Raw genomic sequence first — 24386 nt, forward strand, 5'->3', positions numbered from 1 at the left:
TATGAGCAACCACCCCGCCGCCGTTCCCCCGCAGGCGCTCCCGCTCTCGAAGCTGGTCCTCGGGACCATGACCTTCGGCGACACGGCCGACGAGGCCACGGCCCGCGTGATCTTCGAGGAGGCGCTCGGAGCCGGCGTCACGGCGGTCGACACCGCGAACGGCTACGCGGGCGGGCGGACCGAGGAGATCCTCTCCCGCCTGCTCAAGGGCCGGCGGGACGAGGTCCTCCTCGCCACGAAGGCCGGCATGCCTCATCCCGACCACGGAAGCCACTCGCCCCTGTCGGCCCAGGGCCTGCGCCTCTCCCTCGAGGGAAGCCTCAGGCGCCTGGACGTGGAGAGCGTGGACCTCTTCTACCTCCACCAGCCGGACCGCTCCGTGCCCCTCGAGGAGACCCTGGGTGCCATCGCCGAGCTGGCCTCCGAGGGCAAGGTCAAGGCTCTGGGCGTCTCGAACTTCGCGGCGTGGCAGATCGCCGACCTCATCCATGTCGCGGACAAGGTGGGGGCCCCTCGGCCCGTCGTGGCCCAGCAGCTCTACAACCTGCTCGCGCGCCGGGTCGAGGAGGAGTACCTGGAGTTCGCCGCGACCCACACGGTGCACACCATGGTCTACAACCCGCTGGGCGGGGGGCTGCTCACCGGCCGGCACCGGTTCGAGGCGAAGCCGACGGAGGGGCGCTTCGGCGACTCGCGGCTCGCCGCCATGTACACACAGCGGTACTGGGATCCTCGGCTCTTCGACGCCGTGCAGGCCCTGGGCGGCATCGCCGACGGCGCCGGCCTGTCCCTCATCGAGCTCTCACTGCGGTGGCTGGCCCACCGCGACGGCGTCGGATCGGTGCTCCTCGGCGGGTCCAAGCCGGAGCAGCTGCGCGCGAACCTGGCTGCGGTCGCCCACGGCCCGCTGGCTGCCGACGTCGTCGAGGCGTGCGATAACGTCGGCGCCATTCTGCGCGGTCCGATGCCCGCCTACAACCGCTGACCCGAGCCCACGAGAAACGGAAGCAGACCCATCATGACGTCCTCACCTCAGGTCCTCGAGTTCGCACGGAAGATCCGTGCGCGCGAACGCGCCGTCGGCTACTGGTCCGTGCTGGACGCGCCGGTGGCCACCGAGCGGATCGCCCGGCTGGGCTACGACTACGTGGCCCTCGACGCCCAGCATGGACTGCTCGGCTACTCCGGTATGCTCCACGGGCTCATGGCCATCGACGCCTCCCAGCGCGCGGTGGGCCTGGTCCGGGTCGACGGGAACAGCCCGACCTCGATCGGCAAGGCGCTCGACGCCGGCGCCGTCGGGGTCATCGTCCCGCTCATCGACACGTCCGACGACGCCGCGGCCGCGGTCGCTGCCGCGAAGTACCCACCGCTGGGGCGCCGCTCCTACGGCCCCATGCGCTCCGCCCTCCGGATCGGCCCCGTCCCGGCCGAGGCCGACGCCTCCACGCTGGTCTTCGCCATGATCGAGACCCCCGAGGGCCTGGCCAACGTCAAGGAGATTTGCGCGACCCCCGGGCTCGACGGCATCTACGTCGGTCCGTCCGACCTCACCCTCGCGGTCGGCGGCGCGTTCCCCGGCGACCCCGACGTCCAGGCCGAGTTCGACCGGGCGCTCGCCGTCGTCGCGGACGCCGCTGCGGCGGCGGGCATCGCGGCGGGGATCCACACGGCGGCCGGGGCGATCGCCGCACAGCGGTTCCAGCAGGGGTACACCTTCGCCACCGTGGCGTCCGACCTCACCCATCTCGAACTGGCCGCCAAGGCCCACCTCGACGCAGCGACTTCACAGGACTGAGAGCGCCATGACCAGCAACACCATCGACAGCGCCTACGGCGTGATCACCCGCGACGGGCTCCTCCGCCACGCCGACGGGGCGACTTTCGCCTACCTGCCCGCACCGACTGTGCAGTCCCACGCCGCCAACCTCCAGACCCTCCCGGACGGGCGCCTGGGCTGCGTCTGGTTCGGCGGCACCCAGGAGGGGATCGGCGACATCTCGGTGTGGTTCTCCGCCCTCGAACCCGGCAGCGACCACTGGTCGGAGCCCCAGCAGCTCTCCGACGACAGCACGCGCTCCGAGCAGAACCCCATCCTCTTCACCCCCGGCGGAGAGGTGGTCTGGCTCCTGTACACGGCACAGCGCGCCGGCAACCAGGACACCGCCGAGGTCCGTCGCCGCATCTCGACCGACAGCGGCAGGACGTGGGGTCCCGTCCAGACGCTGTTCCCGGCCACCGAGGCCGGCGGCGTCTTCGTGCGGCAGCCGCCCCTCATCCTCCCCTCCGGCCGGTGGCTCGTCCCGGTCTTCCGCTGCCTCACCACCCCGGGCGAGAAGTGGGTCGGCAACAACGACGACAGCGCCGTGATGGTCTCGGACGATGACGGGCGCACTTGGCGCGAGCAGCTCGTGCCCGGCAGCGTCGGCTGCGTCCACATGGACATCCAGCGCGTCGCCGACGGCTCCCTCCTGGCCCTCTACCGCAGCCGCTGGGCCGATTCCATCTACGCATCGCGCTCCACCGATGATGGCGCCACCTGGAGCGAGCCCGAACCCACCGAGCTGCCGAACAACAACTCGTCCATCCAGTTCACGGCCCTCGCCGACGGTCGGCTCGCCCTCGTCTACAACCACCGGCGCGCGGAGGAGACGACCGAGCGGCGCCTCTCGCTCTACGACGAGATCGACGACGACGGCCTGATCGACGAGGGCGCAGAAGGCGCCGGCGCGCCCCCCGCCGAGCCCGCCCCTCAGGCGGCGGGACGGAGTGCCTTCTGGGGCACGCCGCGCGCGCCCATGACCCTGGCGATCTCGGAGGACTCCGGCAGGACGTGGCCCATCCGCCGGAACCTCGAGGTCGGGGACGGCTACTGCCTGTCCAACAACTCCCGTGATGGGCTCAACCGCGAGTTCTCCTATCCCTCCGTCCACCAGGGGCCCGACGGGGAGCTCAACATCGCGTACACCTACTTCCGCCAGGCCATCAAGTACGTCAGGGTGAGCCCGGAGTGGGCCTACGGCGGCACCACGACCCCGGGCGGGGACACCGGTGCCTGAGCCGCAGCACGCCGTCGTCACCGGCGCCAGCTCCGGAATCGGGCGCGCGGTCGCGGAACGTCTCCTGTCGGAGGGGTGGTGTGTCACCGGGCTCAGCCGCAGGGAGACGGCGCTCGGCGCACGGTTCAGGTGGCGGCAGGCCGACCTCGCCGAACCGTCCTCCGTCGCCGACGCCGTCACGGGCCTCGCTCCGGCCAGTGCGCTGGTCCACGCCGCCGGGCTGCAGCGCACGGGCCGCCTGGGCGGCCTCGACACGGGGGCGCTGCAGGAGATGTTCGCCGTCCACGTCGCGGCGGCGAGCGTTCTCGCGGACACCCTCGTGCCGTCGATGCCGGACGGCGGCCGGATCGTGCTCCTCGGGAGCAGGACCGCGGCCGGCGCCGCGGGCAAGAGCCACTATTCCGCGACCAAGGCCGCGCTCCTCGGGCTCGGCAGGTCATGGGCCAAGGAGCTCGCGCCCCGCCGGATCACCGTCAACGTGGTCTCGCCCGGCCCCACGGACACCCCGATGCTCTCCGACCCGAGGCGGGCCGACGTGGCCCCCGTGTCCACCCCGCTCGGCCACCTCGTCGACCCGGACGATGTGGCGGCCCTCGTCGGCTTCCTCATCGGCCCGCACGGCAGGTCGATCACGGGACAGGACTACCTCATCTGCGCCGGGACCTCGCTATAGCGCGCGCACCGCGGCCCCGCCGCACCACTGGCTACCATGAGGGGAGGCGCCGGCTCACTGTCGAGCCCGCGCGCCCAGATGAGCCGAAGGGGATCCGGATGACGACGGCACAGGCCCGGCGGGAAGAGATCTACCGCCTTGCCACCACGGCGGGGCTGACGTCGGTCGAGGAGCTCTCGCAGCGCTTCAACGTGACAGCGTCCACGATCCGCCGGGACCTTGCGCTCCTGAACGATCAGGGGAAGCTGGCCAGGACCTACGGTGGCGCGCTGGCGATCGGCGCGCACCCCGAGGCGTCCCTCCGGCAGCGGATCGGCGAGGCCTTCGAGGAGAAGCAGGCCATCGCACAGTGGGCCGCCGGGCAGGTCCAGGCCGGGGAATCGATCCTGCTCGACGGCGGGTCCACCGTTGGCGCGCTCGCCCACGCCCTGCGCGACCGCAGCGGCCTCACCGTCACCACGCCGGCCCTCAACACCGTCCAGGAGCTCGCCGATTCTCCCGGGATCCACGTCGACTGCCTCGGGGGGCGGCTGCGCAGCGTGAGCCAGACCTTCGTCGGACCCTTGGCCGAGGCCGCCCTGGAGCGCATGACGTTCGACAGGGTGTTCCTGGGCGCCGACGCCGTGACGGCGGACGATGGGATCTGCGAGGCGGACCAGGCCCAGACCCGTCTGAAGGAACTGATGGCCCGACGGGGGGCCGACGTCTACGTGCTCGCAGACTCGAGCAAGCTCGGCCAGCGTCCCTTCCACGCCTGGGTGCGGCTGCCCCTGCCCTGGACACTGGTCACCGACGCCGATGCCGATCCGCACGAGGTCGAGCTCTTCCGCCGGGCCGGGGTCCGCGTCACGATCGCGCAGGGGGCGCACGCCGGGACCTCCGGCCGGCTGGATGCCGAGGAAGCCAGCTAGCCGCGCTCGTGCGCCGCGGCCGAGCCGCCGTCGCACCGTCAAAGCCGCCGCCCGAACCCCCGCACGGCGAGGGCGAGGAAGACGGCGGCGAAGACCACGGTGATCGCCAGCTCGGTCCAGATCGAGAGCGTCCAGCCGAAGAGCGTGACATCGCTCGGGAACCGGGCCAGCGCCGCGGCCGGGAGGTTCTGGGCCCCGAAGACCACCGAGCGCAGCGGCGCCACGGCGTAGGTCAGCGGATTGAGCCGGGTGAGGATGTCGAGCCACAGCGGCAGCCCGGCGAGCGGGAACAGGGCGCCCGAGAGGAAGATCATCGGCAGCAGCACGAGCTGCATGACCATCTGGAAGCCCTCCATCCGCGTGATGCGGCTCGCCACGAACACCCCGAACGCCGTGAGCGCCGCGGCCATGACGAACTCGATGGCGATCACCGCGGCGACGGTCAGGACCGTCAGGTCCACCCCGACCAGCGGGGCGAGCACCAGCATGATGGTGCCCTGTCCCGTGGCCACCGTCGCCCCGCCGGCCGTCTTGCCCGCCACGAGCGCCCAGCGCGGCACCGGCGCCACGAGCATCTCGCGCAGGAACCCGAACTCCCGGTCCCACACGATGGAGATCGCGCTGAAGATCGAGGTCGACACGACGCTCATCGCCACGATCCCCGGGAACACGAACTTGCGGAAGTCCAGCCCGCCCGTGGAGCCCACCAGGCTCCCCATGCCGTAGCCGAGCACGAACAGGAACAGGAGCGGCTGCGCGAGCCCGGTGAGGATGCGCGAGGGCGTCCGCACGTAGCGCAGCAGCTCGCGCTGCCAGACCATGCCGATCGTGCCGAGGGAGACCGCCCCGAGGGAGACCATGCCGACCGAGGCCATCCTGGTGGATGCCATCTCTACCTCCTGCTCCGCCATGCCGGCGGGAACGCCTGCTGCTCGCTCTGGTCGCGGATCTGCCGGCCCGTGTAGTGCAGGAACATGTCGTCCAGGGACGGCTCATGGATCTGGGCCGAGAGGACGCTGCCGTCGAGCAGCGCAATCACCGCGGGAAGCGCGGTCGCGGCGTGCGCGGCCTCCACGGCGAGCCGGCCCCCGTCCGTGGTGCAGCGGTAGCCGGAGGCCTCGAGCGTGAGCCGCGCCGCGGCGTCGTCCGCCGTGTGCAGGAGGATGCTCTCCGCCCCCGCGGCCGCCTTGAGCTCCTCCGGGGTGCCCAGCGCGATGAGCCGGCCGTGGTCGATGATCCCGATCCGGTCGGCGACCTCGGCCTCGTCCATGTAGTGGGTCGTCAGGAACACCGTCACCCCCTCCTCGCGGCGCAGCGTGAGGATGTCCTCCCACATGACCGACCGGGTCTGCGGGTCGAGCCCGATCGTGGGCTCGTCGAGGAAGAGCACCGCCGGCGTGTGCAGCATGGCGCGCGCGATCTCGAGGCGGCGGCCCATGCCGCCGGAGAACGTCGCGACGAGGTCCTTCCGGCGCGCCGAGAGGCCCACGAGTTCGAGGACATGGGCGATCCTGGCAGCCCGCTGCGCTCGCGGGACCCCGTACAGCACGGCGTGGAAGCGGAGGTTCTCCTCGGCCGTGAGCTGCTTGTCCAGCGTGGTCTCCTGGAACACGAGGCCGATGTGCGCGCGGACCTCGTGGGGGTCGGCCACGACGTCGAACCCGCCCACGCTCGCCGTCCCCGAGGTGGGGGAGGCGAGGGTGCACAGGACGTTGATCGCGGTCGACTTCCCGGCCCCGTTCGGCCCGAGGAAGGCGAACACCTCACCGGTCGCGACGTCGAAGCTCAGACGGTCGACGGCGGTGACCTCGCCGAACGTCTTGACCAGATCGTGGACGCGGATGGCTGGCGCTCCGTCCATACAGCGAGGCTACGCAGGCGCCTCCGCCGGGCGTCAGGGCCGATGGGCCCGGCGTAGGACGGCGCCGTCCACGCCGCGGGCGATCACGGGGCCTGGGTCCCGGCGCGCGCCACCGCGGCCTCCAGTGCGTCCAGGGCCTCCAGCACACCGGCGCCGCCGGGGAGCCGGGTGGCGGACGTCCGGGTCAGCATGAAGGCCTCGAACGTGCGGACGGTCGTCGTCAGGTCCTCGGGGAGGCTGCCGTGCGGGTCACGGTCCCCCGCGGTCCCGGTGCGTGCGTGAAGGCGCGTCCCAGCCGTCGCGGGGTCGATCGCCAGGGCCGTCTCGACGAAGGATGCGCCGCAGGCGTCGGCGACGGCCTCGAGACGCCCGATGAACTCGGGCCGGCGCAGGTACTGCGGCACGAGGACGTCGTGGTCGCTGCGCAGGTGCGCCCCGATCGCGGCGACGGCGATGTCGCGTGCCGCCAGGCCCGCGTCCGTGAGCCGGTGGCGCCAGCCGCCGAGCATCGACCTGATCGTGTCGATGTCGAGCCCGAGCGGCAGTTCCGGCGCATGCCGCTCGCACCACGCCCGCGCCAGCGTCGTCTTGCCGCTCCCGGGCACCCCATTGATGAGAATCAGCCTGCGGGTCACACTCTCATCATCCGGCACCGGGCGCCGTCGGCGCCCACGCCTGACGCTGGTGGGGTCAGATGGCCCGCAGGCGCTGGACGGAACGCCCACTGGGAAGGATGACCATGGAGCCGACGGCGGCGGAGATCCTGGACGGGTACGGAAGAGCCTGCGATCAGCTCGAGGAGTTCCTCGTCGAGGCCGGCCCAGACGGCTTGTCGCGCGGGAGCAGCGGGACCCGCTGGAGCAACGAGCAGCTGCTGTTCCACATGGTCTTCGGGTACATGGTCGTCAGGGCCCTACTCCCGCTGGTCCGCGTCGTGGCCCGCCTGCCCGTCCCGGCACGCAGGGCCTTCGCCGCCGCCCTGGATGCCTCGGCAGCGCCATTCGACTGGGTCAACTACTGGGGCTCCTGCGCCGCCGCCCTCGTCTATGGACGGAGAAGGATGGCCCGGAAGCTGCGCTCGACGACGGCGGCCCTCGCCCGCAGCCTGCGCGGGGAGGACGAGCTGTCCCTGCGCCGCTGGATGCCCTTCCCCCGTCGGTGGGACCCCTTCTTCACCGACCACATGACGCTGCGCGACGTCTACGCCTACCCCACGCGGCACTTCGACTTCCACGCCCGCCAGCTCACCCTCCGCGCCCCGGAATGAGGGGGCGGAGAAGCCCGAGCGTGGGCTCGAGCGCTTGGCAGCGCTCGTTCCTTTGCTCAGAATCCTTGCGAGTCCCCGAAGTGGGCTGCGAGCGTGCCGCTGCGTTTGAGGGCCTCGAGGACCAGGGCTGGCTCGAGCGACTGGGTCCGGGCGATCCAGTCGGAGTTCCTGAGGTAGTCGTAGAGGGCAGAGCGGCTTTCGAAGACGGTATCGACGACGAGCTGGAAGTCTCCGGCCAGGGCGGCTGCGTAACGGACGGCAGAGGATTCCAAGACGAGCGAGGCGACGCTTTCGAGGTGCGGGAACGGTACCCGTACCCAGAGGAGGGCCTCGACGGGCAGGCCGACGAGGGCCGGCTCGAACACAGCACGCAGATAGAGGGTGCCGTCCTGGCGCATGCGCTCGATACGGCGTTGCACGGTCTGGACGCTGAGGCCGCTGGCCCGCCCAAGGTTCTCGTAGCTGGCCCGTCCGTCCTGCATCAGGGCCTGCACGAGGATACGGTCCTCTTTGCCAAGGGCGTCTGATCCTCCGAGGTCTGTCGGTGCGGAGGAGTAGGCCGCGCCGCCCAGCTGGGTCTTCTCCTCTTCGTTGAGGATCTCAGGGTCCCACTGGTGCATGGTGCGGTAGTGCGTCAGGACCGGGTAGGTCGCTGCCGAGGTGATGCCGGGGATCGTCCCGATCTCCCGCACGGTCAGTTCGGCGACTTTCGACGCCGGTACCGAGATCTCCGCGGCGCAGTCGGCAGAGCCCGTCAGCAGGTAGGTGAATAGGCTGTCCGTCCGCCGGGCGAGGGCAGCGGCGGCGATGCCGGCGGTGCCGGGCGAACACGAGGCCTTCAGGACGAACTGCTCGGTCCGGCCGATCTTCCGCGGGTTTGGCAACGCTCGCACCCTCACCAGGCCGGAGCCGATGAGGTCGGCGCCACGTCGGGCTACAGTGCGCTCAGGTTCACCCAGAACGCCCGCGATCTTGGCCCACGAGGCGCGGCCGTCCACTTGAAGGGCCGCCAGAATACGCCGGTCCAAGCTCCTGACATCAGACATCCGCAACACTCTCCATAGCCGCTGGCCTCTGTCCAGAGCCCCAGAAGGATCGGAATATTCAGCCTCAAAGCTGGCCGATTCTTCCAGTTTCCCTAATTTCATTGTCTGCGATTGTGAGCTGAGACACGATCTTTTCACTACCGCGTTTGCCACAACCTCAGGAGCCCTGCATGAACCGCGAGCCTGTAGCCCATACCCAGCAAGGGTCGGTCCAAGGAGTAGCCCTGGGTGACACGCTCTGCTGGCGTGGCCTCCGCTATGCGGCGCCCCCCACGGGTGCACGCCGGTGGCTCCCACCGCAGGAGCCGGCCGGATGGTCGGGGGTCCGCCGGGCCGATCGCTTCGGCTTCCGGGCACCCCAGGTCATCACCCCGGAGCTGGTGCCCACCGGCGGAGCCGCGATCAGCGACAGCACCAGCCCAAGCGACGAGGACTGCCTCTTCCTCAACGTCTGCGCGCCGTCGGAAGCGCCGGGCGCGGCCTTGCCCGTCCTCGTCTGGTTCCATGGCGGGGGCTACAGCTGGGGCTCGGGCGCCCACTACATCGGCGACGGCCAGGCACTGGCGGAGGCGGGCGTCGTAGTCGTCACCGTCAACTACCGCCTTGGTGCCCTGGGCTTCCTCAGACTCGGCCACCTCCTCGGCCCTGAGTACGAGGCTTCGGCCAACTGCGGCCTCCTGGACCAGATCGCGGCGCTCCGGTGGGTCCACGAGAATATCGGCGCCTTCGGAGGAGACCCCGACCGCGTCACCATCGCCGGGGTCTCGGCCGGCGGCAAGAGCGTCGCGACCCTCATGGCCGCCCCGGCCGCCCGAGGGCTCTTCCAGCAGGCCATCATCCAGAGCGGGGGAGACCACGTCGTCTCCATGGACCGCGCCGAGGAACTCACCGACGCCCTCCTCCACGCCCTGAGCCTCGACCGAGCTGACGCCCGCTCCCTGCTGGGCCGCCCCACCGAGGCCATCGGGGCAGCTCAGCAGGAGCTGGCTGCCGGAGCCCGGGCAACCTGGCTGTGGCGCCCCGCGGTCGACGGCCTCTGCCTGCCCGAGGCCCCGACGGCTGCCCTCGCATCGGGGCACGCGCAGGGCATCAGACTGATGGCCGGGGTGACCCGCAACGAGGCCGGCAGCTACGCCCTCGCCGATCCGACCGCGGCAGACCAGGCCCCCCGAGTCCTCCGGGAGATCTTCGGAGGGGACGCCGAGACCGTCATGGAGGCCTACGCGGCCTCGCGTCCCGGGGCCTCCGAGCACGAACTGCAGCTCGCGATCCTCGGCGACGAGCGCTACGGCATCCCGACGATCCGCCTGCTGGATGCCCAGGCGTCCCACGCCCCCTGCTGGCGCTACAGGTTCGATGCCCCCACACCGGGGGCCCCGCCCGAGAAGTGGGGGTTCCACGGGGCCGACGTCTCCTTCGTGTGGGGCATTGGACTCGACGGCGCCGACGAGCAGAGCCTCGGCCTGTCCGAGGCGATGAGGGAGGTCTGGGTCTCCTTCATCAACGGCGGCATTCCCGACTCTGCGGACCTGCCTGCCTGGCCCGAGTACGAACCCGCCCAGCGGCGCACCATGGTCTTCGACCTGCCCTCCCGGGTCGAAGCTGACCCGGCCAAGGCCGAGCGGCAGGCCTGGGACCACGCCTCGTGGGAGCCGGGAACCTGGTGGCCCATCGTCCCGGCGATGTCAGCGTGAACACCCAACGGAGCATTCAAGTCACTGAAAGCGCAGCCATGAACGAATCCACGACGCCCGGACCGAAGACGGCCCCCGGCGACATCCCCTCGTCCCTCTACCGCCGCGTCGCCTGGCGCCTGCTGCCGATCATCTCGATCTGCTACGCCGTGGCGATCCTCGACAGGGTCAACATCAGCTTCGCAGCGCTGAAGATGAGCACCGACATCCACCTCTCCGCCGCCGCCTACGGACTCGGCGCGGGCATCTTCTTCATCGCGTACTGCCTGCTCGAGATGCCCAGCAACATCATCCTGGCCAGGATCGGGGCCAAGGCCTGGATCACCCGCATCATGGTCAGCTGGGGGATCGTGATGATCGCCACGGGGTTCATCCAGGACACCACCCAGTTCTACATCGCCCGGGTCCTCCTCGGCGTCGCCGAGGCCGGATTCTACCCAGGACTCGTCTTCTTCCTCGGCCAGTGGTTCCCCCAGAAGCGCCTCGCCCAGGCCCTCTCGCTCATGGTGATCGCAGGGCCCGCCGCGAGCATCTTCGTGGGCCCCCTCTCTGGCTGGATCCTCGCGGCCTTCGCGAACACCGGCGGTCTGGCCGGCTGGCGCTGGCTGTTCATCCTCCAGGGGATCCCCGCCATCGTGCTCGGGGTGGTCTTCTTCTTCGCGGTCGCCAACTCGCCCGCCAAGGCCCCCTGGCTCACCGATGGCGAGAAGGCCGTCCTCACTGCGGCGATCGACCCGAGCGGACCCCAGCACACCCCGCCCTTCGCCCAGCTCCGCGACGCCTTCTCCAATCCGAAGGCCTGGGCCGCCGGCTTCGTCCTCGGCACCACCTACCTCGGCATCTACGCCGTGACCTTCTGGGTCCCCACCATCCTCGCCTCCGCCGGCATCAAGGACGTGACGGCCATCGGCTACCTCGCGGCCATCCCCTGGGTCCTGGCCGTGGCAGCGACCATCCTCTTGGGCCGCTACGCCGACCGCCATCAGCGGCCTGGGCGTGCCCTCGTCGCCAGCCTTGTCGTCGCGGCAGCCGGCCTGATCCTCAGTGTCTCCTTCGGCAACAGCCTCGCCCCGGTCCTCGCCGGGCTCAGCATCGCAGCTGCCCTGTTCACCGCTGCCGGTCCCGTGCTGTGGGTGATCGCCCGCGGACACCTCAAGGGAGCGGCAGGAGCCGCCGCGGCGATAGCCCTCGTCAACTCCTTCGCCTCACTCGGCTCCTTCGCCGGCCCCTACCTCATGGGCCTGGTCAAAGACCTCACGGGCAGCACCGTCCCCGCGCTGATCGCCATCGCCGTGATCGCCCTGGCAGGAGCCGGCGTGGCCCTCCTCCTGACGGCCCGACGGGCCCACCCCGCCGGCCAAGAGCTGGCCGAAGCGGCAGGGGCCGAGCTGTGAGCGGCCTCGAAGCCCTCGCCCGCCGCGTGCTCGAGGCCTACAACGCCGGCGACCCCGAGCCCCTGATCGGCACGTTCGGCGAGGACGTCTCCTACGAGATCGTCCATCTCGGACAGACCTACCGCGGCCGGAAAGAGGTCGCCGCCCTTGCACGGGAGGGCGCGGGCCGGACCCGCTTCCACCTGAACGACTTCACACGTTCGGGCCGGCTCCTCGCCTACACCTACGACCACGAGAGCGCCCTCCCCGGGCGCGAGCACACCGGGCCGGGCCTGGCCGTGCAGGAGTACGACGATGACGGCCGCCTCATCCGGCAATGGGCCTTCCGGTCGGCGGCAGGAGGAGACGAATGAGCAGCACCGGGCCGCTCGCCGGCGTCACCGTCGTCGACCTGACCCGCGCCCTGGCCGGCCCCCACGCCACGATGATGATGGGCGACCTCGGCGCCAGGATCATCAAGGTCGAGAACCCCGCGGGCGGGGACGACACCCGAGGGTGGGGGCCGCCCTTCGCCGGCCCCGCCGACGAACCCCAGTCGACGTACTTCCTCTCGTGCAACAGGAACAAGGAATCCGTGGTCCTCGACCTGAAGGGCGACGAGGACCGTGCGCTCCTCCGAGGGCTCCTGCGGGGTGCCGATGTCCTTGTCGAGAACTTCCGCCCGGGCACCCTCGATCGTCTGGGCTTCGACCCCGGGACGCTGGCCCAGCTGAACCCTAGGCTGGTGGTGCTCTCGATCAGCGGCTTCGGCCACGACGGACCCGAGGGCGGGCGAGCCGGCTACGACCAGATCGCCCAGGGCGAGAGCGGACTGATGTCCCTGACCGGCACTGGGCCCGAAGACCCCCAGAAGGTCGGGGTCCCTATCGGGGACCTGCTGGCGGGGATCTACGGAGCGTACGGCGTGCTCGCAGCCCTCCTCGAACGGGAGCGCACCGGCCGAGGGCAGATCGTGCGCACCTCACTGCTTGCCTCGCTCGTGTCCGTCCACACCTTCCAGGGCACCAAATGGACGGTGGCGGGCGAAGTGGGCCGGGCGCAGGGGAACCACCACCCCTCCATCGCCCCCTACGGGCTCTTCCGCTGCGGCGACGGCTCTGTCCAGATCGCGGTGGGCTCGGAGAGCCTCTGGCGCCGGTTCGCCCCGCTCGTCGCCATCGACCCGGACGAGCCCCAGCTCAAGGACAACTCCTCCCGCGTGGCCCACCGCGAGGAGCTCCTGACCCGCATCGAGACCGCCTACGCCAGCCGGCGCCGCGACGACGTCCTTGCCGAGCTCGAGGCCGCGGGCATCCCAGCCGGGCGCGTGCGCTCCCTCGACGAGGTGTACGCGTGGGAGCAGACCCGCTCCCAGGGCCTCATCGTCGAGGTGGACCATCCGCTCCTGGGCAGTGTGCAGCTGCCCGGCCCCCCGCTGCGGTTCTTCGAACCCAGCGGGCGCGAGACCACCCGGCAGGAGCACCATGCCCCACCACTTCTCGGCGAACACACCGAGAAGGTACGCCAGTCGATGCGGAGGCTGACCGCATGAGCTGCACCGCCCTCCGAACGGGCTGCCGAACCCTCCTCGAGGACATCCTCGACCCCGACAGCTTCACCAGCTGGGACGGGCCCCTCGCCGAGCTCCCCATCGAAACGCCCTACCGCGACGAGCTCACCCGGGCCCGCGCCACGTCCGGCAGCGACGAAGCCGTCCACACCGGCTCCGGCAGTCTCGGCGGACACCGCGCCGCCGTCGTCGCCGGGGACTTCCGCTTCCTCGGGGGCTCCCTCGGCATCAACGCGGCCCAGAGGGTCAGGAAGGCCTTCACCCGCGCCACCCGGGAAGGCATCCCCCTGATCGCCTTCCCAGTCTCGGGGGGAACCCGGATGCAGGAAGGCACCCCGGCCTTCGTCCAGATGGCTGCCATCACAGCGGCAGTCAACGCGCACAAGGCGGCCGGCCTGCCCTACCTCGTCTACCTCCGCAGCCCGACCATGGGAGGAGTCTTCGCCTCCTGGGGCCTCCAGGGCCACGTCACGGTCGGCGAGCCCGGGGCACTCCTCGGCTTCCTCGGGCCCAAGGTGTACGCCGCGCTGAAGGGCGAGGAGTTCCCCCCAGGCATCCAGTCCGCGGAGAACCTCCTCGAGCACGGAATTATCGACAGAGTCCTCGAGCCCAGGGACTTCCGGGACTTCGCCGCCCGGTTCCTGGAGCTATGGGGATCACGCGGGCCGTTCCCGCGCTCCGGGGCCGCGGCGTCCGAGGCAGCGGCAATCGGTGGGGGAGGGGCGAGTCCGATCCTGTCGGGGAGTGCGTGGGATGCCGTGCAGAACTCACGTCAGGTCGGCCGTCCCGGTCTCGCCGAGCTGCTGCACCACGGGTCGTCCGACGTCCTCGAACTGACCCAAGCCGGCTCTCGGCCGGCGGGAAGCGTCCGACTCGCCCTCGCGAGCTTCGGGGGCCGGCCTGCCGTCGTCGTCGGCACCGACCGCGAGCTCGCCTCCGACGGCGCAGTCCTCTCGTGCGCAGCCCTCAAAGCAGCCAGGAGGGGGATGCTCCTCGCGGAAGGCCTCAGGCTCCCGCTGGTCACCGTCATCGACACCCCCGGAGCTGAACTGTCCCCTCGGGCCGAGGAAGAAGGGATCGCTCTCGAGATCTCCAAGACCCTCGCAACGATGCTCGCACTCCGCACTCCGACCGTGGCCGTCCTCCTCGGAGAAGGCACCGGGGGAGGAGCCCTTTCCCTGTTCCCAGCCGACCACGTCCTCGCCGCCTCCAACGCCTGGCTCGCCCCGCTGCCGCCCGAGGGTGCCAGCACGATCCGCTACAGCGAAACGACCCGCGCCGCCGAGATGGCCGAGTCCCAGCGGATCAGCGCGCCCATGATGCTCGAAGACGGCCTCCTCGACACTGTCCTCAAGGAGGACCCCGATGCGCCCACGGAGGCGTTCATCGAGCACACCGCACACCGCATAGCAGACACCCTCGGAGCGCTGGCCGAGCTGGACCCTGAGTCGCTCCGCCGGCGCCGCGAGCTGCGGTACGGACTCCGAGCTTCAGGCGGGCTCTAGGCCACCTAGGCGTTCCAGCGGCCCGGTCCTGTCACACATGGAAGAACGATCAGTCCCGGCGGTCTGCCGCGCCACCGGCTGCGGAGCCCCGGGCGAGGCGGCACGGCACGGCCGCCCATGAACAGGCACTTCCGCTGGACCAACGCGCGGACAGGGAACAGGGCCAGGATCCGTTGACTGAAAGAGGCGATTCCCCGGGCTCCATCTCCAGAGCCCGGGGAATCTGTTTGTGCAGGTCGATCAGCCCTTGATGATCCGAGGCTGGTGGGGACGATTGAGTCCTTGGAGGTCGAAGTCGACGGCGTAGCCCGACTGATTGGCGCCGCCGAAGGGCACGCGGTGGTTGGCGAGGACGTGTTCGTTGACCGACAGGGTGTCGGTCCTGAGGCGAGCGGCACCCTCGCGGCCCACTTCGGCTACACGGGAAGGGTGCTGGTTGGCGGGATTAGGACGACTTTGCCGCCCCGTCTGTGAAGACGGTTCGTCCCTCGAAGACTGTCCGGAGGACGCGAGTTCCACCGATTTCATCCGTCGGGATCTGGAACAGGTTGCGGTCCAGCACGATGAAGTCTGCCGATTTCCCCGGTTCTAGTGAGCCCTGCTCGCTCTCTCGTCCAATTGCCCGGGCGCCTTCGATCGTCATCGCCCGGAGCGCATAGTCGAGGTCTACGGCTTCTCCCTGGCGCTGGACCATCCCTTGGAGCGCGGGGAAGAGATTGGGGTCGGAGGTGATGATCCAGTCGGACCCCACGGTCATCGGCGCGCCCGATTTCTGGAGCGAGGCGAAGCGGTAGCCTTCGCTGAGCACGGCATCGAATTCTGGGATGTGCCAGATCGCCGGCGACATCTCCGCGGTCACCCGTAGCTGTCTGAACCGCTCGTAGTCCTCGTCTTGGATGTAGGTGCAGTGGGCGATCTCATGGGCTGGTCCGTCTGGTCCATTGATCCGGCGGACTTCGCTGAATGCGTCCAGCGCGACCCGCACCGACCCGGTTCCGGCGCAGTGGATCTTGATCTGGAGGCCTTCACGATCGAACCGCAGGAGTGCGGCAAGCAATTCGTCGTTCGGGACGAGGATCTTGTGCTGGTCGACTTCGCCATCGGTCATGCCTGCCTCCGTGAAATGGGGAGGCAAGGGAGCGCCATCGAGCCAGAGTTTGACGAAGTCGGTACGCACATGCCTGCTGGAATATGTGGCACGTTCATCAATGAGCCGCTCCAAGTCGGCGAGCGGTGCCATTCCGAAGCCTTCCTCGCGCCAGACGATATGCGCGGCGACATGAAGGCTGAGGTCGGCTGTCTCATCGAGCTCCTTGAGCGCGCGGAGCTCCTGCCATCCTGCAGACGCTTCCTGAACAGAGGTGATCCCTACGCCGTTGCAGACGTGCGTGGCCCATGCCACGGCATCCCGGTACACCTCTGGCGGGTAGTCGGGCACGACGCGCTGGACGGGCCAGGTGCCGTGCTCGACCAGTTCGCCCGTCAGTTCGGCCCCGTCTGATCGTCGGACGAAGCGGCCTCCTTCCGGGTCGGGGGTTCCCGCGTCGATGCCGGCCAGTTCCAGAGCCTTGCTGTTCACCACCGCGTGGTGGATGGAGTAGTCATAGAGGAAGACTGGCCGGTCGGGGAAAGCGTGATCGAGGAACTGACGGTCAGGTCGGCTATCAGGGAAGGCCAACGGATTGATCTCGCCTCCGATGATCCAACCGTCCGGCAGTTCGGGGAGCGTGTGTCCTTGGCAGCACTCGGTGAGGTCCTTCACCACCTGTTCGCCGTCTGCCATCGGGGTGAGCCTCGCCTCGTAGCGGAACTTCAGCCCGCTGAACAGCAGGTGGATGTGAGCGTCGTGGATGCCGGGCATGACCATTCGGCCCTCGAGGTCGACTGCTTCGCAGCCGTCGGGGGCAGCAGCCTGCACGTCCTCTTTCCTCCCGATTGCGGCGATGCGTCCGCCCTCGACGAGGATTGCCTCAGCCCAGGTTCCCCCTGCGTCGGCGGTATAGATGTGTCCGTTGTGGTAGATCGTTGCGTGGGACATTTCGTGCTGCTCCTTTTTCTCGGGGATCCGCTCCTGACTTGTTCCAGCTGCCTGCATCAGACAGCTCGGACTGGTGTGTCTGGGGAGTGGGGTCGACCGCTCAGGTGGTTCAGGCAGAGGTACCAGCAGGACGCGCTGGTGGACCGCTATCCGAAGAGGCGAAGGTATTCTTCGGCCAGTGCACAGGTCTGCTCGGGCAGCCCGGGGAGCATGCTGGTGGAGACCTCGATGGTGGGGTTGTTGCCCAGGAACGCCAGTGTCAGAAGGCGGCGGAAGAGCAGCAAGCTGGGAATCTCGAGGATGTCCTCTTCTGCCAGGGGACGCACTTGGCGGTAGGCCGTGAGCCAGGAGTCGATGAAGGCATCCCGCTGGGGGTGGTTCTCGTAGAAGGTCAGTGCGGTGGCGAGGTCGTACAGCCACCAGCCAAAGCCTGCATCGTCGAAGTCGATGATGCTGCAGTGTCCGTCGTCGACGAGCAGGTTGGCGGTCCGCAAGTCCGCGTGGATCAGCCCGAACCGGTCGGGGCCGCGGCCGTAGGAGCGCAGGCGGGCGACGAGAAGGTCCTCGGCCCTCTTCAGATGAGCTCGATCTGCAGGGTTCGGGACCGCAGCTCGCCAGTCGCCCCAGATGGGACGACTGCCGAAAGCGGTCTCGGTATCCCAGCTCCCCCGCATGAACCGGGCAGGTCTGGCCCATCTCGAGCTGTGCTCGTGGAGCAGGGCCGAGATCCGCCCCAGGTCGGGCATCAGCGCCGGGAGTTCGTCCTCTTCAGGCTCATGGCCTTCGAGGTTGCGGAAGACAGCGACTGAGGCCGTGACGGCGCTCACGGGGTCTGTGACCTTCAGCAGGGAGTCGCCCGTGGGAGCAGCAATGACCCCAGCAACGCTCACGTCGGACTCGCGGTCGAGGGCGTCGATCCAAGACAATTCGGAGCGGATTTCGTCATCGGTCCGCGCGTGGGGAGGAGTGATGCGAAGCACGAGTGGCGCCCGGCCGTCCGGGGCGACCCGGACGACGAGATTTTCTGAGACCGGCAGGACCTGCAGCGGCGAATCAGCGGGGATCCCGATCATTGGGAGCGCCTCGCGGGCGAGCCGACGCGCTGCGGCAGCTCGTTCCTCCGGATCCGGATGCTTGAGGTGCTCGTCGGCGATGATCCGGCCCTCATCGTCGGTGGTGCCGACAACGACAGGCGCAAGTGTTTTCATCGATCCTCCTGGTCAAGTTTCAAGATGAGCGTTGTTCGGGGCTCAGCCGCCCGAAAGGATGAGGCGGAGGCGGGCGGTCTTCTTCTTCGGCGCTCCCGGCCCTGCCGGGTCAGAGCGCCGTGGATCGCGGTCGCCAAGGTCCCGGTTGTCGCTGTCGGGGCCAGATCTCGAAGTTCTCGTCGCCGACCGCGACATAGCGACGCTGGCTCGGACCTTCGGGTGCGATCCAGAATGCGGAACCGTCGGGCATCACGGTCTCGACCTGTCCGGTCTGGACCGTGATGCCCTTTTTGGCGAAGCGCCACGTGGTCCGCGGCACCGGGCGTCCCCGCCTGCGGTTGAAGGGCCGAGCCGCGCGGTTCCCCCTGGCCTTGCATCTTGCTGTTTTCCGTTCGGAATCCCCGGCGTGGGGGAGGAGTGCTACCGGCTCATTGGTGCACGGTCAGCCCTTGATGATCTGGGGCTGGCCGAGGTGCTTGAGCCCTTCGGCGCCGAATTCGAGGCCGTAGCCGGACTGCTTGGCTCCGCCGAAGGGGACGCGGGGGTCGATGGCGCCGTGCTCGTTGATCCAGACGGTGCCGGCCTCGATGAGGGAGGCGATCTCGCGGGCCTTCTCCCGGTCGCTGGACCAGACGGACGCGCCGAGGCCGACCTCGAGGCCGTTGGCCATCTGGACGGCCTCCTCGACGGTGGAGTACTTGATGATGGGCAGGGCGGGGCCGAACTGCTCCTCGGCCACGAGCGGGTTGTCGTTGTCGATGTCGGCGACCAAGGTGGTGGGGTAGAAGTAGCCGGCCTGGTCCCCTGCGGGGTTGCCGCCGAGCAGGATGCGGGCGCCGGAGGCCTTGGCGGCCTCGACCAGGCGGGCGACGATCTCGTACTGGGCCCTGTTCTGCAGCGGGCCCAGGACGTTCTGCTCGTCCAGGCCCACGCCCATGGGGACGTTCTTCGCGTACTCGGTGAGCGCGTCGCAGACCTGGTCGTAGGTGTCCTCGTGGACGTAGAGGCGCTTGAGGGCGGCGCAGGTCTGGCCGGTGTTGATGAAGGCACCCCAGAACAGGCCCTCGGCGATCGCGGCGGGGTCGGCGTCGGGCAGGACGATGCCGGCGTCGTTGCCCCCGAGCTCGAGGGTGAGGCGCTTGAGGGTCTCGGCCGAGGAACGGACGATGGCCTTGCCGGTGGCGATGGAGCCGGTGAACATGACCTTGTCCACGCCGGGGTGCCCGGCGAGGGCCTCCCCGACCTCGCGGCCTCCGGAGACTGCGGCGAGGACGCCCTGGGGCAGGGCCAGGTTGAGCACGTGGACGAGGGCCAGCACGGACAGGGGCGTGTACTCGCTGGGCTTGACGACGACGGTGTTGCCCATGCGCAGGGCCGGGCCGAGCTGCCAGATGGTGATCATCATCGGCCAGTTCCAGGGCCCGATCGCGCCCACGACCCCGAGCGGGCGGTAGGTCAGGACTGCGTGGGTGGTGCCGTCGTCGACGATCGTCTCGGGCTCGAGCGGGGTGTCGGCCGCGGCGCGGAGCCAGGCGACGCAGGCGCCGACTTCGAAGCGGGCGTTGGGGCCGTTGAGGGGCTTGCCTTGCTCGCGGGAGAGGATCCGGGCCAGCTCCTCGGCGTGCGCCTCGATGGCGTCGGCAGCCTTGTTCAGCAGACCGATGCGCTCGGCGTGCCCGCGGGCTGCCCATGCCGGCTGCGCGGCGCGTGCGGCGTCGATCGCCTCCTGGAGGTCGACGACGCTGTGCTCCGGGGCGCGGCCGATCGGCTGGCCGGTGGCCGGATCGAACACCTCCCGGCCGCCATGGGCGGGCTGGATGGCATCCAGCAGGACGTCGTTGAGGTCAGTCTGTGCAGTCATGGTCTTTCCTTGCTTGTGAGGTGGTGCGCAGCGTCACCGACCGATGGCCGGCCGGGACGGTGTGGGGCGGTGGTCCACAGCATCCGCTGCCGGGATCACGCGGGAGGTTCGCCGGGGCGATCTGGGCAGCTGGTGATGCCGCTGGGATGGGTGGGGTGCGTCGTCAGATGGCAGGCTCCTCAATCTGGGACCGGAATTCGATGCGTTCGTCGAAGGCGATCTGGCCCGGCTCGACGGCGATGAGACCGCCGTCGACCGGGATCACGGCAGCGTTGAGGTAGGACGCGGCCGGGGAGAGCAGCCATCCGATGACCTGTCCGATCTCGCTGGGATCGGCGGCCCGTCGGCAGGGTGCGAACGCGGTGGCCATCTCGTAGGCCTCGTCCCTCGTGACTCCGATGGAGGCACCGAGCTCGGTCATCTCCGCGTCGGCCATCTCCGTGCGGGTCCACCCTGGGCACACGATGTTGGCGCGCACGCCGAGAGGGCCGTAGTCCACTGCCACCGACTGCATCAGCATGGTCAGGCCTGCCTTTGTGGCGTTGTAGCCGGCAATGCCGCTGGTTGCCCGCAGCGCGGCTGCCGAGGAGACCCCGACGAGGCAGCCGCCCGTCGAGGCCAGGTGCGGCAGGGCTGCCCTGGCGAGCTGGAAGGGTGCGGTCAGGTTCGTGGCGACCATGGCGTCCCAGTCCTCGTCGCTGAGGTCCTGCACGGCGCCGGCCCGCACGATGCCGGCATTGAGCACCACGCCGTCGAGCCGTCCGAACTGCTCGACAGTTCCGGCGACGAGCTTCCTGATGTCTGCGGGCGAGTCCATGTCGGCCACCCTTGCGACAGCGCCGGTGCGTTCGGCGACTGCCTGCAGGGCCTCCGGCCGTCGGCCGCAGATGACGACTTCCCAGCCCTGGTCACGCAGGACGGCTGCTGTGCTGGCACCGATCCCGCTTCCTCCGCCGGTCACGATGGCCACTCTTCGGCGTTCTTCGGTCATTGCTTCAGGTGCTCCTTGGCTTGCGGTTGTGGCCCGTGAAGGCCTGTCGGGGAGGGGGCGGCCCGGTGGGGAGAACCCAGAGGGCCGTGACTGATGTCGCGGGCCGGGGGCCTCGGGCCGCCTGTCTGGCCCCGCGTTCTTTCAGATGACTTCTGCCGCGTAGTCGATCTGCGGCTTGGCGCGGCCGAGCAGGATGCCTGCTGCGACGACGACGGGGATCAGGACAAGCAGCCATTCCGCGGCGCCGTTGCCGGCCCCCAGCAGTGAGTCGTAGTTGTCGAAGGTGAGGTATCCGATGTAGACGAAGACCACGACCGAGAGTGCGGGCGCGATCCTGGTCGCCCAGAGCCCGGTCTCCTCGGGGATGCGGACGAAGAAGGCGATCACGGCTACCGAGGTGAGGATGAGGATCGTGATGAAGGCGCCGGTTCCCAGTGCGCTGAACCAGGCGAACACGGCGAGCGGGTCGCTGCCGGCGAGCAGGAAGGCGGAGACGACTGCGGCGATCACGATGCCGTTGTAGAGCCCGGCCTTGGCGGGTGCGCCCTTGCGCGAGACGTCAGCCAGGGACGCGTGCAGCACTCCTGCCCGGCCGAGGGCGAAGAGGTAGCGGGAGAACATGTTGGTCAGGCCCAGGAGCATGGCCAGGTAGCTGGTGACGACGAGGATCTGCAGGGCCATGCTCAGGGCATCGCCGCCGCTTGAGGCGGCGAGGTCGAAGATGAAGCCGGCGGGGTCCTGGGTCGCCGCCTGCTGGACGGCATCGGTGCCGACGGCACCTCCGATGGCCCAGGTCGAGATGGTGAAGAAGAGCCCGACGAAGGCAATCACGAGGTAGAGCGCCCTGGGGATGGTCTTGCGGGGGTTGACGGCCTCCTCCGAGAAGACGACGGTCGCCTCGAAGCAGGTGAAGCAGAGGAACGCGAAGAGGAGCGCGATGCCCAGGCCGGGGCCGAAGAGGTTGGCGGAGGTGAAGCCGGCGAACGTGAAGACGCCCCAGCCGTGCTTGGCGATCAGTGATCCGACGAGGACCGCGACGACGGCCGTCTCACCCAGGATGAGGACTCCGAGCACGCGGACGCTTGCGTCGATTCCGCCCATTGTCAGTGCCGTGGCCGCGGCCAGCAGGACCAGGATGAGGGCGAGCGGCGGGATGTCGAGGCCGGTGAGGGTCTTGAGCAGCTGTCCTGCGAAGACTCCGAACTGCGACCACAGGCCGACCTGCAGGCTCAGGTACGTCAGGACGGCGATCCCGGCCCCGGCCGTCGCCCAGGACCGCCCGAGGCCCTTGGCGATGTATGCGACGAATCCGCCGGCATTGGTGATGTACCGGCTCATGCGCAGGTATCCGACTGCGAAGAGGGCGATCAGCAGGGCGGTGATCGCGTAGACCAGGGGAGTGGCGGGGCCGACTGCCGCGAAGATGACGGGGGCTGCTCCGACAATGGCTGCCACCGGGGCGGCGGCGGCGACCACGAAAAAGGCCACGGAGAAGACGCCGAGCTTGTTGCGCCGGAGGTGGCCGGCCTCTGCCGGGCGGGCGGCCTGGTGCGCGTCCATGCGCGGGGCGTCCGAGTTAGTGCTTTCGAGCATCGTCTGTCGCTCTCTCATTCATAGGGAAAGGGGTTGGTGCACTGGGCTGTCTCGCCGTCGAGCAGCCTTGTTCTGAGCGCGGCGAGGACCGGGGGTGTGATCCCCAGGCCGTGCTCGAGGTAGGAATTGCGTGATCCCCAGGTCCGCTCCACGCTCTTCCAGGCGGCCTGCAGATAGGCAGGCCGTGCTTCCAGCAGTGGATCGAGCCGATCCTTGGTGGTCCCTTCGATCGGGACAGCGTGACCGGCCGGGGTCCGGAGGACGTACTGGTTGGCCGGCAGTGAGCTCAGGGCGTAGTCCTCGAGGATGGCCACTTCGGGAGTGCCGAGAGCGGTCAGGAGGACGGCAACGGCCCAGCCGGTGCGGTCCTTTCCTGCGGAGCAGTGGACCACCGCGGGAAGGCTGCCGCGGACCAATGAGGCCAGGAATCCCGCATAGGGTGCCGGATCGCCTGCGATGTCGGCGGAATAGAGGCGGATCATGGCCTCTTCCGCTCCCGCGTCCGCCACGAGGGCGGCGGCCTGTTCGGCCTGTCCTCGCCGGATGGCCGTCCAGAGCGGTGCGTCCTGCTCCAGGCCACCCTCGGCGGGGCGTCCGTATGAGGCGGTACCCGGGCCCAGCGGGCCAACCCGGTCCTCGATCTCGGCTTCCCATGCCTGCCGGAGGTCGATGAATCGGACACCACGCTCGTCCAGCTTCTGCCGGTCGGCTGCGGAAACGCGGCCGAGGTGCCCGCTCCTGAAGAGGACTCCTCGGCGGACGGCTAGGCCTCCCGCCGCCGGCATGCCGCCGAGGTCGCGGAAGTTCCGGACTCCCTCGAGCCGCAGCCCGTCTCGGGTGGCTGCGAGTGTGACCTCGTTCATACTCATAGGCTAAACACGGAATCCTCCGTCTAACAAGAGGGCAAAAAATATAGAGTTCGAACCTCTTGTCCTAACGCTGGACGTGTTGTTCAATCTTTTCAGGGACCCAAGACGACTCCTCGGACTCAGCGGTCCAGACTCTGTACGACACGTTCAGAATCGGTACCCATCGTGCAAAGATGTGTTGCAGGACACAGGTGGCTGCCCGCGACAGCGGGGCCGGAAGGAGCTGGGGAGACCATGAGCGAGAACACTGACAAGCCGCTGCCGCTGCGGGAACGGAACCGCCTGCGGACGCGGGGGGACATCCTCGATGCGGCCGCTGTGCTCCTCGGCACGGAGGGTTACGGCGAAACCACGGTGGAGGCGCTCGGCCGCGGCAGCGGGGTCTCCCGGGGCACGATCTATGCCCACTTCCCGGGCGGCCGCGAGGAGATCGTGCAGGAGGTCTACCAGCGCGTCGCCGACGCGGTGTACGTCCAGGGCGTCACGCTCCGGGAGGGCGTCGAGGACCCAGCAGCGCGGATCGCTGCGCTGGCGACGGCGCTCGTCCAGGCCACCCGGGAACCAGAGGGCCGCTTCTACGGGGTCATGGGTCCCGATGTGGTGCCTGTGGTCTCGCAGGTGATGGGCTCGACCTCGAGGTCGTTCCAGTCCCTCATCTCGCGGGACCTCAGCGCCGCCAAGGCCGCCGGCCGGCTCCCCGAGGAGGCCCCCGTCGAAGCCCTGGCCGCCACCCTCGTGGGGGCCATACGCAACGCCGGCGCCACGGCGGCGCTCGAGCCCGAGAAGTCGGAGCAGCTCATCGAAGCGATCCGCTGGCTCGTCGACGGTCTTCTTCAACGGGCGGCGGTCTGACCCGCGGGCACGTCC

General features: G+C 69.5%; 23 protein-coding genes and 1 pseudogene. 12 read left to right on the forward strand and 12 right to left on the reverse strand.

Annotation, left to right across the window (positions count from 1 at the left end):
• Position 1 precedes the first annotated feature (1 nt).
• The 5 genes from SA2016_RS00310 (at position 2) to SA2016_RS00330 (ending at position 4643) form a co-directional block, all read left to right on the forward strand.
• Positions 2-985: an aldo/keto reductase gene (locus SA2016_RS00310; protein ID WP_066494183.1), complete on the forward strand. Its 984-nt coding sequence runs from the start codon at positions 2-4 to the stop codon at positions 983-985.
• Positions 986-1018: 33 nt separating this feature from the next.
• On the forward strand, positions 1019-1798 hold the full coding sequence (locus tag SA2016_RS00315; protein WP_066494185.1) for an HpcH/HpaI aldolase family protein: 780 nt from the start codon (positions 1019-1021) through the stop codon (positions 1796-1798).
• A 7-nt stretch (positions 1799-1805) separates the two neighbouring features.
• The gene (locus SA2016_RS00320; protein ID WP_066494187.1) at positions 1806-3059 is read left to right on the forward strand and encodes a sialidase family protein; all 1254 of its coding nucleotides are present in this window, start codon (positions 1806-1808) and stop codon (positions 3057-3059) included.
• Positions 3052-3732: an SDR family NAD(P)-dependent oxidoreductase gene (locus SA2016_RS00325; protein WP_066494189.1), complete on the forward strand. Its 681-nt coding sequence runs from the start codon at positions 3052-3054 to the stop codon at positions 3730-3732. The genes SA2016_RS00320 and SA2016_RS00325 overlap by 8 nt, the downstream gene beginning before the upstream one ends.
• A gap of 98 nt (positions 3733-3830) precedes the next feature.
• Positions 3831-4643, forward strand: coding sequence for a DeoR/GlpR family DNA-binding transcription regulator (locus SA2016_RS00330; protein WP_066494190.1), 813 nt, complete (start codon positions 3831-3833; stop codon positions 4641-4643).
• A 38-nt stretch (positions 4644-4681) separates the two neighbouring features.
• On the opposite strand, the gene SA2016_RS00335 is transcribed toward SA2016_RS00330, so the two are convergent.
• The 3 genes from SA2016_RS00335 to SA2016_RS00345 form a co-directional block, all read right to left on the reverse strand.
• Positions 4682-5533 carry an ABC transporter permease gene (locus SA2016_RS00335; protein WP_169803025.1) on the reverse strand — a complete coding sequence of 284 codons (852 nt, stop codon included), beginning with the start codon at positions 5531-5533 and terminating at the stop codon, positions 4682-4684.
• A gap of 2 nt (positions 5534-5535) precedes the next feature.
• On the reverse strand, positions 5536-6504 hold the full coding sequence (locus SA2016_RS00340) for an ABC transporter ATP-binding protein (protein WP_066494194.1): 969 nt from the start codon (positions 6502-6504) through the stop codon (positions 5536-5538).
• An 83-nt stretch (positions 6505-6587) separates the two neighbouring features.
• The gene (locus tag SA2016_RS00345; RefSeq protein WP_066494196.1) at positions 6588-7139 is read right to left on the reverse strand and encodes a P-loop nucleotide/nucleoside kinase family protein; all 552 of its coding nucleotides are present in this window, start codon (positions 7137-7139) and stop codon (positions 6588-6590) included.
• Positions 7140-7243: 104 nt separating this feature from the next.
• On the opposite strand from SA2016_RS00345, the gene SA2016_RS00350 reads away from it, so the two are divergent.
• Complete coding sequence (locus SA2016_RS00350; RefSeq protein ID WP_066494197.1) at positions 7244-7771, forward strand: DinB family protein; 528 nt, start codon at positions 7244-7246, stop codon at positions 7769-7771.
• 56 nt (positions 7772-7827) lie between these two features.
• Here the strand turns inward: SA2016_RS00350 and SA2016_RS00355 are convergent, their stop codons facing one another.
• Both SA2016_RS00355 and SA2016_RS22560 read right to left on the reverse strand, forming a co-directional pair.
• Positions 7828-8655: an Lrp/AsnC family transcriptional regulator gene (locus tag SA2016_RS00355; protein WP_218918328.1), complete on the reverse strand. Its 828-nt coding sequence runs from the start codon at positions 8653-8655 to the stop codon at positions 7828-7830.
• Positions 8656-8709: 54 nt separating this feature from the next.
• Positions 8710-8919: pseudogene (locus tag SA2016_RS22560) on the reverse strand (Lrp/AsnC family transcriptional regulator); the annotation flags it as partial.
• A 68-nt stretch (positions 8920-8987) separates the two neighbouring features.
• On the opposite strand from SA2016_RS22560, the gene SA2016_RS00360 reads away from it, so the two are divergent.
• The 5 genes from SA2016_RS00360 to SA2016_RS00380 are packed head-to-tail and all read left to right on the forward strand — an operon-like array spanning position 8988 to position 14959.
• A complete protein-coding gene (locus SA2016_RS00360) occupies positions 8988-10511 on the forward strand; it encodes a carboxylesterase/lipase family protein (protein WP_084249193.1) in 1524 nt (507 codons plus the stop codon).
• Between the two features lie 38 nt (positions 10512-10549).
• Positions 10550-11905 carry an MFS transporter gene (locus tag SA2016_RS00365; protein ID WP_066494200.1) on the forward strand — a complete coding sequence of 452 codons (1356 nt, stop codon included), beginning with the start codon at positions 10550-10552 and terminating at the stop codon, positions 11903-11905.
• Complete coding sequence (locus SA2016_RS21185; RefSeq protein ID WP_066494202.1) at positions 11902-12258, forward strand: nuclear transport factor 2 family protein; 357 nt, start codon at positions 11902-11904, stop codon at positions 12256-12258. Before SA2016_RS00365 ends, SA2016_RS21185 begins: the two co-directional genes overlap by 4 nt.
• Positions 12255-13436 carry a CaiB/BaiF CoA transferase family protein gene (locus SA2016_RS00375; protein ID WP_066494205.1) on the forward strand — a complete coding sequence of 394 codons (1182 nt, stop codon included), beginning with the start codon at positions 12255-12257 and terminating at the stop codon, positions 13434-13436. Before SA2016_RS21185 ends, SA2016_RS00375 begins: the two co-directional genes overlap by 4 nt.
• Entirely contained in the window at positions 13433-14959 is a 1527-nt protein-coding gene (locus tag SA2016_RS00380; protein ID WP_066494206.1) for a carboxyl transferase domain-containing protein, read from the forward strand. The genes SA2016_RS00375 and SA2016_RS00380 overlap by 4 nt, the downstream gene beginning before the upstream one ends.
• A gap of 240 nt (positions 14960-15199) precedes the next feature.
• Here the strand turns inward: SA2016_RS00380 and SA2016_RS21190 are convergent, their stop codons facing one another.
• From SA2016_RS21190 to SA2016_RS00410, 7 genes are all read right to left on the reverse strand, one after another.
• A complete protein-coding gene (locus tag SA2016_RS21190; protein WP_157089095.1) occupies positions 15200-15370 on the reverse strand; it encodes a hypothetical protein in 171 nt (56 codons plus the stop codon).
• A gap of 34 nt (positions 15371-15404) precedes the next feature.
• Positions 15405-16997 carry an amidohydrolase gene (locus SA2016_RS00385; RefSeq protein ID WP_066494208.1) on the reverse strand — a complete coding sequence of 531 codons (1593 nt, stop codon included), beginning with the start codon at positions 16995-16997 and terminating at the stop codon, positions 15405-15407.
• A 146-nt stretch (positions 16998-17143) separates the two neighbouring features.
• Positions 17144-18205, reverse strand: coding sequence for a phosphotransferase enzyme family protein (locus SA2016_RS00390; RefSeq protein WP_066494210.1), 1062 nt, complete (start codon positions 18203-18205; stop codon positions 17144-17146).
• Positions 18206-18647: 442 nt separating this feature from the next.
• Positions 18648-20066 (reverse strand): aldehyde dehydrogenase family protein, encoded by a 1419-nt coding sequence (locus SA2016_RS00395; protein ID WP_066494212.1) that lies wholly within the window; start codon positions 20064-20066, stop codon positions 18648-18650.
• Positions 20067-20229: 163 nt separating this feature from the next.
• Positions 20230-21057: an SDR family NAD(P)-dependent oxidoreductase gene (locus tag SA2016_RS00400; RefSeq protein WP_066494213.1), complete on the reverse strand. Its 828-nt coding sequence runs from the start codon at positions 21055-21057 to the stop codon at positions 20230-20232.
• A 141-nt stretch (positions 21058-21198) separates the two neighbouring features.
• A complete protein-coding gene (locus SA2016_RS00405) occupies positions 21199-22650 on the reverse strand; it encodes an APC family permease (RefSeq protein WP_066494214.1) in 1452 nt (483 codons plus the stop codon).
• A gap of 14 nt (positions 22651-22664) precedes the next feature.
• The gene (locus SA2016_RS00410) at positions 22665-23513 is read right to left on the reverse strand and encodes a tyrosine-protein phosphatase (RefSeq protein WP_066494215.1); all 849 of its coding nucleotides are present in this window, start codon (positions 23511-23513) and stop codon (positions 22665-22667) included.
• A 240-nt stretch (positions 23514-23753) separates the two neighbouring features.
• Between SA2016_RS00410 and SA2016_RS00415 the strand changes: the two genes are divergently transcribed.
• Entirely contained in the window at positions 23754-24371 is a 618-nt protein-coding gene (locus SA2016_RS00415; protein WP_066494218.1) for a TetR/AcrR family transcriptional regulator, read from the forward strand.
• Positions 24372-24386: the final 15 nt, after the last annotated feature.

It is taken from the genome of Sinomonas atrocyanea, from assembly GCF_001577305.1.
Lineage (GTDB): Bacteria > Actinomycetota > Actinomycetes > Actinomycetales > Micrococcaceae > Sinomonas > Sinomonas atrocyanea.